This window comes from Tistrella mobilis, from assembly GCF_039634785.1.
Classification (GTDB): domain Bacteria; phylum Pseudomonadota; class Alphaproteobacteria; order Tistrellales; family Tistrellaceae; genus Tistrella; species Tistrella mobilis.
Map to the genome: position 1 here is coordinate 1 of NZ_JBBIAB010000048.1, position 7,313 is coordinate 7,313.

The following is a 7,313-nucleotide window of genomic DNA, read 5'->3' on the forward strand; positions in this document are numbered from 1 at the left end:
GGATGGGCTATGATGGATGTCCATACTTAAGAGCTGTTCTTCTTACGGTAAAAATACCAGCATTGATTAAGAAGTTTGATTTGATATCGATCCTTCTCAAAATAGGCTCTCCTCAATTGATTCACAAGCCAGTTAGGCATGGGGTAACCTCCTTATCTCTAAGAAAGTGCCAGTTGAATCCATGTGGTGACATTCCTTGGAGTATTTTGTCATGCTGAAACAGTAAGGGTGATATCTAGTTTATGCTATAATAGGTTGTCATGTTCTAATTAAGAAAGAAGGATTTCAAATGACGGACGCGGAGTTGCAATTTCTTGTTGAAAAAATTTCCATTCAATCTTTTCATAAGCCTTTTCTTCATAAGGCATATTTCAACCCAAGGTTAAGAACCACTGGGGGAAGGTATATGTTAGGCAGTCATAATATCGATATTAATCGTAAATATTTAGACGAGCATGGTATGGATGAATTAATAGGAATCATTAAACATGAGTTGTGTCATTATCATTTACATATTGAAGGTAAAGGATATAAGCATGGAGATGAAGATTTTAAGAGACTTCTAAATGAAGTTGGGGGTCCAAGACATTGTTCAATATTAACGAGTGTGAATAATAGAAGAAGGTATTTGATTTATGAGTGCTCGAAGTGTGGTCTGGAGTTTAAAAGAAGAAGGAAGATCAATTTAAGAAAATATGTATGTGGGCGTTGTAAAGGCAGGCTTAAATTAGTGAAGGAAGTTATTATGAAGGAAGACAAATCTTGAGTGGTTATTCTCTTGATTACCATCATCTTTTTTTGATGAAAAGTGCTTGAAAGTAGTTGACAATAAATAGCTGAGTCATTATAATCTAAAGAGTCGATAAGACGAGTTAAGCAAAAGATACTTTACGTTCCGCAGTAGCTCAGTGGTAGAGCTATCGGCTGTTAACCGATCGGTCGCAAGTTCGAATCTTGCCTGCGGAGCCATTATCTTCTTTATGAAGGTTAATGGAAAGACATCCTCTTTTTTTGAGGAAGTTTTAAAAAGAAGTTGACTTCTGCGAAGTTAACTGGTAAAGTATTGTTTGTTGCCGCAAACGGACAACCAACAAAAAAACACGATAAACTTGATCGAAACTATTTCAAAAAAGTTGTTGACATCAAATGAATGATCGTGTAACATAGTAAGGGTCGCTTCAAGAGAAGCACCTACACATTGAACCTTGAAAACTGAACAAAACAAGACAATACGTCAACGTTAATTCTAGATTTATTTTAAAGAGCTATTCAAACTTTTATCGGAGAGTTTGATCCTGGCTCAGGACGAACGCTGGCGGCGTGCCTAATACATGCAAGTCGAGCGGATTGATGGGAGCTTGCTCCCATCAGTCAGCGGCGGACGGGTGAGTAACACGTGGGTAACCTGCCTGTAAGACTGGGATAACTCCGGGAAACCGGGGCTAATACCGGATAACTCATTTCCTCGCATGAGGAAATGTTGAAAGGTGGCTTTTAGCTATCACTTACAGATGGACCCGCGGCGCATTAGCTAGTTGGTGAGGTAACGGCTCACCAAGGCGACGATGCGTAGCCGACCTGAGAGGGTGATCGGCCACACTGGGACTGAGACACGGCCCAGACTCCTACGGGAGGCAGCAGTAGGGAATCTTCCGCAATGGACGAAAGTCTGACGGAGCAACGCCGCGTGAGTGATGAAGGTTTTCGGATCGTAAAACTCTGTTGTTAGGGAAGAACAAGTACCGTTCGAATAGGGCGGTACCTTGACGGTACCTAACCAGAAAGCCACGGCTAACTACGTGCCAGCAGCCGCGGTAATACGTAGGTGGCAAGCGTTGTCCGGAATTATTGGGCGTAAAGCGCGCGCAGGTGGTTCCTTAAGTCTGATGTGAAAGCCCACGGCTCAACCGTGGAGGGTCATTGGAAACTGGGGAACTTGAGTGCAGAAGAGGAAAGTGGAATTCCAAGTGTAGCGGTGAAATGCGTAGATATTTGGAGGAACACCAGTGGCGAAGGCGACTTTCTGGTCTGTAACTGACACTGAGGCGCGAAAGCGTGGGGAGCAAACAGGATTAGATACCCTGGTAGTCCACGCCGTAAACGATGAGTGCTAAGTGTTAGGGGGTTTCCGCCCCTTAGTGCTGCAGCTAACGCATTAAGCACTCCGCCTGGGGAGTACGGTCGCAAGACTGAAACTCAAAGGAATTGACGGGGGCCCGCACAAGCGGTGGAGCATGTGGTTTAATTCGAAGCAACGCGAAGAACCTTACCAGGTCTTGACATCCTCTGACAACCCTAGAGATAGGGCTTTCCCCTTCGGGGGACAGAGTGACAGGTGGTGCATGGTTGTCGTCAGCTCGTGTCGTGAGATGTTGGGTTAAGTCCCGCAACGAGCGCAACCCTTGATCTTAGTTGCCAGCATTCAGTTGGGCACTCTAAGATGACTGCCGGTGACAAACCGGAGGAAGGTGGGGATGACGTCAAATCATCATGCCCCTTATGACCTGGGCTACACACGTGCTACAATGGACGGTACAAAGGGCAGCAAGACCGCGAGGTTTAGCCAATCCCATAAAACCGTTCTCAGTTCGGATTGTAGGCTGCAACTCGCCTACATGAAGCTGGAATCGCTAGTAATCGCGGATCAGCATGCCGCGGTGAATACGTTCCCGGGCCTTGTACACACCGCCCGTCACACCACGAGAGTTTGTAACACCCGAAGTCGGTGAGGTAACCTTTTGGAGCCAGCCGCCTAAGGTGGGACAGATGATTGGGGTGAAGTCGTAACAAGGTAGCCGTATCGGAAGGTGCGGCTGGATCACCTCCTTTCTAAGGAAGATTTAACTAAAACGTTTGACAGTCGAAGTTTTGTTCAGTTTTGATGGTTCAACCATCAAAACTTTTTGTCTCTTACGAGATCAAAATGTGTTTGTTCTTTGAAAACTAGATAAAGATAAATTGATAGTCAAGAAATTACCGAGTATCGCCATTTTAGGTTTTAAACCTGATGTAACAACCAATTCGGTTAAGTTATGAAGGGCGCACGGTGGATGCCTTGGCACTAGGAGCCGACGAAGGACGGGACTAACACCGATATGCTTTGGGGAGCTGTAAGTGAGCTTTGATCCAGAGATTTCCGAATGGGGGAACCCATTGTTCGTAATGGAACAATATCCTTACTTGAATACATAGAGTATGGAAGGCAGACCCAGGGAACTGAAACATCTAAGTACCTGGAGGAAGAGAAAGCAATTGCGATTCCCTGAGTAGCGGCGAGCGAAACGGGATGTAGCCCAAACCAAGAGGCTTGCCTCTTGGGGTTGTAGGACACTCTATACGGAGTTACAAAGGAATGAAGTAGACGAAGAAGTCTGGAAAGGCTCGTCAAAGAAGGTAACAACCCTGTAGTTGAAACTTCATTCCCTCTTGAGTGGATCCTGAGTACGGCGGGACACGTGAAATCCCGTCGGAAGCTGGGAGGACCATCTCCCAAGGCTAAATACTCCCTAGTGACCGATAGTGAACCAGTACCGTGAGGGAAAGGTGAAAAGCACCCCGGAAGGGGAGTGAAATAGAACCTGAAACCGTGTGCCTACAAGTAGTCAGAGCCCGTTAACGGGTGATGGCGTGCCTTTTGTAGAATGAACCGGCGAGTTACGATCCCATGCAAGGTTAAGTCGATGAGACGGAGCCGCAGCGAAAGCGAGTCTGAATAGGGCGAATTGAGTATGTGGTCGTAGACCCGAAACCAGGTGATCTACCCATGTCCAGGATGAAGTTCAGGTAACACTGAATGGAGGTCCGAACCCACGCACGTTGAAAAGTGCGGGGATGAGGTGTGGGTAGCGGAGAAATTCCAATCGAACTTGGAGATAGCTGGTTCTCTCCGAAATAGCTTTAGGGCTAGCCTCATGTGTAAGAGTCTTGGAGGTAGAGCACTGTTTGGACTAGGGGCCCTCATCGGGTTACCGAATTCAGACAAACTCCGAATGCCAAAGACTTATCCATGGGAGTCAGACTGCGAGTGATAAGATCCGTAGTCGAAAGGGAAACAGCCCAGACCACCAGCTAAGGTCCCAAAGTATACGTTAAGTGGAAAAGGATGTGGAGTTGCTTAGACAACCAGGATGTTGGCTTAGAAGCAGCCACCATTTAAAGAGTGCGTAATAGCTCACTGGTCGAGTGACTCTGCGCCGAAAATGTACCGGGGCTAAACGTATCACCGAAGCTGTGGATTGACACCTCTAGGTGTCAGTGGTAGGAGAGCGTTCTAAGGACTGCGAAGCTAGACCGTAAGGACTGGTGGAGTGCTTAGAAGTGAGAATGCCGGTATGAGTAGCGAAAGATGGGTGAGAATCCCATCCACCGAATGCCTAAGGTTTCCTGAGGAAGGCTCGTCCGCTCAGGGTTAGTCGGGACCTAAGTCGAGGCCGATAGGCGTAGACGATGGACAACAGGTTGATATTCCTGTACCACCTCTTTTCCGTTTGAGCAATGGGGGGACGCAGGAGGATAGGGTAAGCGCACTGCTGGATATGTGCGTCTAAGCAGTTAGGCTGATGATGAGGCAAATCCCATCATCGTGAAGGCTGAGCTGTGATAGCGAGCGAATTATAGTAGCGAAGTTCCTGATTCCACACTGCCAAGAAAAGCCTCTAGCGAGGAAAAAGGTGCCCGTACCGCAAACCGACACAGGTAGGCGAGGAGAGAATCCTAAGGTGAGCGAGAGAACTCTCGTTAAGGAACTCGGCAAAATGACCCCGTAACTTCGGGAGAAGGGGTGCTCTGGTAGGGTGCAAGCCCGAGAGAGCCGCAGTGAATAGGCCCAGGCGACTGTTTAGCAAAAACACAGGTCTCTGCGAAGCCGTAAGGCGAAGTATAGGGGCTGACGCCTGCCCGGTGCTGGAAGGTTAAGAGGAGTGCTTAGCGCAAGCGAAGGTGCGAATCGAAGCCCCAGTAAACGGCGGCCGTAACTATAACGGTCCTAAGGTAGCGAAATTCCTTGTCGGGTAAGTTCCGACCCGCACGAAAGGCGTAACGATCTGGGCACTGTCTCAACGAGAGACTCGGTGAAATTATAGTACCTGTGAAGATGCAGGTTACCCGCGACAGGACGGAAAGACCCCGTGGAGCTTTACTGTAGCCTGATATTGAATTTTGGTACAGCTTGTACAGGATAGGTAGGAGCCTTGGAAGCCGGAGCGCCAGCTTCGGTGGAGGCATCGGTGGGATACTACCCTGGCTGTATTGAAATTCTAACCCGCGCCCCTTATCGGGGTGGGAGACAGTGTCAGGTGGGCAGTTTGACTGGGGCGGTCGCCTCCTAAAGAGTAACGGAGGCGCCCAAAGGTTCCCTCAGAATGGTTGGAAATCATTCGCAGAGTGTAAAGGCACAAGGGAGCTTGACTGCGAGACCTACAAGTCGAGCAGGGACGAAAGTCGGGCTTAGTGATCCGGTGGTTCCGCATGGAAGGGCCATCGCTCAACGGATAAAAGCTACCCCGGGGATAACAGGCTTATCTCCCCCAAGAGTCCACATCGACGGGGAGGTTTGGCACCTCGATGTCGGCTCATCGCATCCTGGGGCTGTAGTCGGTCCCAAGGGTTGGGCTGTTCGCCCATTAAAGCGGTACGCGAGCTGGGTTCAGAACGTCGTGAGACAGTTCGGTCCCTATCCGTCGTGGGCGCAGGAAATTTGAGAGGAGCTGTCCTTAGTACGAGAGGACCGGGATGGACGCACCGCTGGTGTACCAGTTGTCTTGCCAAAGGCATCGCTGGGTAGCTATGTGCGGAAGGGATAAGTGCTGAAAGCATCTAAGCATGAAGCCCCCCTCGAGATGAGATTTCCCATCACGTAAGTGAGTAAGATCCCTAGAAGATGACTAGGTAGATAGGTCAGAGATGGAAGCATGGCGACATGTGGAGTTGACTGATACTAATCGATCGAGGACTTAACCACAAAGAGTCATTTATGAAATGAACAACAATTGGTCGATATTCGGCTTTCTTGACATCAATTCTTTATCTAGTTTTGAAGGAACAACCCTTCAATTGAATATTCGTCTGGTGACAATGGCGAAGAGGTCACACCCGTTCCCATGCCGAACACGGAAGTTAAGCTCTTCAGCGCCGATGGTAGTTGGGGGATCTCCCCCTGTGAGAGTAGGACGTCGCCAGGCGATATATATTACGGAGGATTAGCTCAGCTGGGAGAGCATCTGCCTTACAAGCAGAGGGTCGGCGGTTCGATCCCGTCATCCTCCACCATGTTTCTTTATGCAAATGAAATAAACTACAGCACTTTACACCAGTGATATCTTTCCTTAATCTGCTTCAGTGAAACAACTTCCTAATAAGTAGTCTTCATCTAAAAGCAAATCAATTAAATATGCCGGTGTAGCTCAACTGGTAGAGCAACTGACTTGTAATCAGTAGGTTGGGGGTTCAAGTCCTCTTGCCGGCACCATTGTTTTTTTATTTTGTGTCATTTTTTTATTTTGAGAGCCATTAGCTCAGTTGGTAGAGCATCTGACTTTTAATCAGAGGGTCGAAGGTTCGAATCCTTCATGGCTCACCAAAGATTTTTGCAAAAGCAAAATCATCTATGCGGGTGTGGCGGAATTGGCAGACGCACCAGACTTAGGATCTGGCGCCGCAAGGCGTGGGGGTTCAAGTCCCTTCACCCGCACCATTTATTTCGCGGAAGTAGTTCAGTGGTAGAACACCACCTTGCCAAGGTGGGGGTCGCGGGTTCGAATCCCGTCTTCCGCTCCAGACTTGCCGGGGTGGCGGAACTGGCAGACGCACAGGACTTAAAATCCTGCGGTAGGTGACTACCGTACCGGTTCGATTCCGGTCCTCGGCACCATTGTTTCTTATAAAAAATCATTTAGCGCCCGTAGCTCAATTGGATAGAGCGTTTGACTACGGATCAAAAGGTTAGGGGTTCGACTCCTCTCGGGCGCGCCATATAGATCGGGAAGTAGCTCAGCTTGGTAGAGCACTTGGTTTGGGACCAAGGGGTCGCAGGTTCGAATCCTGTCTTCCCGACCACCTTATTTGGGGCCTTAGCTCAGCTGGGAGAGCGCCTGCTTTGCACGCAGGAGGTCAGCGGTTCGATCCCGCTAGGCTCCACCAAGAATTTTTGCGGAAGCAAAATATTCATCCATAATGTCTCTTACGAGACACATGATTGTTCTTTGAAAACTAGATAAAGATAAATTGATTGTCAAGAAATTACCGAGTATCGCCATTTTAGGTTTTAAACCTGATGTAACAACCAATTCGGTTAAGTTATGAAGGGCGCACGGTGG

The 7,313-nt window shown here is 48.3% G+C and carries 3 protein-coding genes, 10 tRNA genes and 3 rRNA genes; 14 read left to right on the forward strand and 2 right to left on the reverse strand.

Annotation, left to right across the window (positions count from 1 at the left end; all coding sequences use genetic code 11):
- Window positions 1-26: 26 nt before the first annotated feature.
- A complete protein-coding gene (gene cmpA / locus WI697_RS27185) occupies window positions 27-140 on the reverse strand; it encodes a cortex morphogenetic protein CmpA (protein ID WP_113970254.1) in 114 nt (37 codons plus the stop codon).
- Between the two features lie 149 nt (window positions 141-289).
- Between cmpA and WI697_RS27190 the strand changes: the two genes are divergently transcribed.
- The 14 genes from WI697_RS27190 (at window position 290) to WI697_RS27255 (ending at window position 7,137) form a co-directional block, all read left to right on the forward strand.
- Window positions 290-766, forward strand: coding sequence for a SprT family protein (locus WI697_RS27190; RefSeq protein ID WP_148971301.1), 477 nt, complete (start codon window positions 290-292; stop codon window positions 764-766).
- 128 nt (window positions 767-894) lie between these two features.
- A tRNA-Asn gene (locus WI697_RS27195) sits at window positions 895-969 on the forward strand.
- A 308-nt stretch (window positions 970-1,277) separates the two neighbouring features.
- A 16S ribosomal RNA gene (locus tag WI697_RS27200) occupies window positions 1,278-2,829 on the forward strand.
- A 194-nt stretch (window positions 2,830-3,023) separates the two neighbouring features.
- Window positions 3,024-5,959 (forward strand): 23S ribosomal RNA (locus WI697_RS27205).
- A gap of 103 nt (window positions 5,960-6,062) precedes the next feature.
- Window positions 6,063-6,179: ribosomal RNA gene (rrf, locus tag WI697_RS27210) — 5S ribosomal RNA — on the forward strand.
- Together the 16S, 23S and 5S rRNA genes with 10 tRNA genes alongside form the textbook arrangement of a ribosomal RNA operon.
- Before the next feature lie 12 nt (window positions 6,180-6,191).
- Window positions 6,192-6,267: transfer RNA gene (locus tag WI697_RS27215), tRNA-Val, on the forward strand.
- Between the two features lie 123 nt (window positions 6,268-6,390).
- A tRNA-Thr gene (locus tag WI697_RS27220) sits at window positions 6,391-6,466 on the forward strand.
- Window positions 6,467-6,501: 35 nt separating this feature from the next.
- A tRNA-Lys gene (locus tag WI697_RS27225) sits at window positions 6,502-6,577 on the forward strand.
- 29 nt (window positions 6,578-6,606) lie between these two features.
- Window positions 6,607-6,691: transfer RNA gene (locus WI697_RS27230), tRNA-Leu, on the forward strand.
- Window positions 6,692-6,699: 8 nt separating this feature from the next.
- Window positions 6,700-6,774 (forward strand) — tRNA-Gly (locus tag WI697_RS27235).
- Window positions 6,775-6,779: 5 nt separating this feature from the next.
- Window positions 6,780-6,868, forward strand: a tRNA-Leu gene (locus WI697_RS27240).
- Between the two features lie 24 nt (window positions 6,869-6,892).
- A tRNA-Arg gene (locus WI697_RS27245) sits at window positions 6,893-6,969 on the forward strand.
- A 7-nt stretch (window positions 6,970-6,976) separates the two neighbouring features.
- Window positions 6,977-7,053, forward strand: a tRNA-Pro gene (locus WI697_RS27250).
- An 8-nt stretch (window positions 7,054-7,061) separates the two neighbouring features.
- Window positions 7,062-7,137: transfer RNA gene (locus WI697_RS27255), tRNA-Ala, on the forward strand.
- On the opposite strand, the gene WI697_RS27260 is transcribed toward WI697_RS27255, so the two are convergent.
- The coding region (locus WI697_RS27260; RefSeq protein WP_345960665.1) for a hypothetical protein at window positions 7,125-7,313 on the reverse strand (189 nt) is incomplete at its 5' end. The two genes, WI697_RS27255 and WI697_RS27260, sit on opposite strands and share 13 nt — an antisense overlap.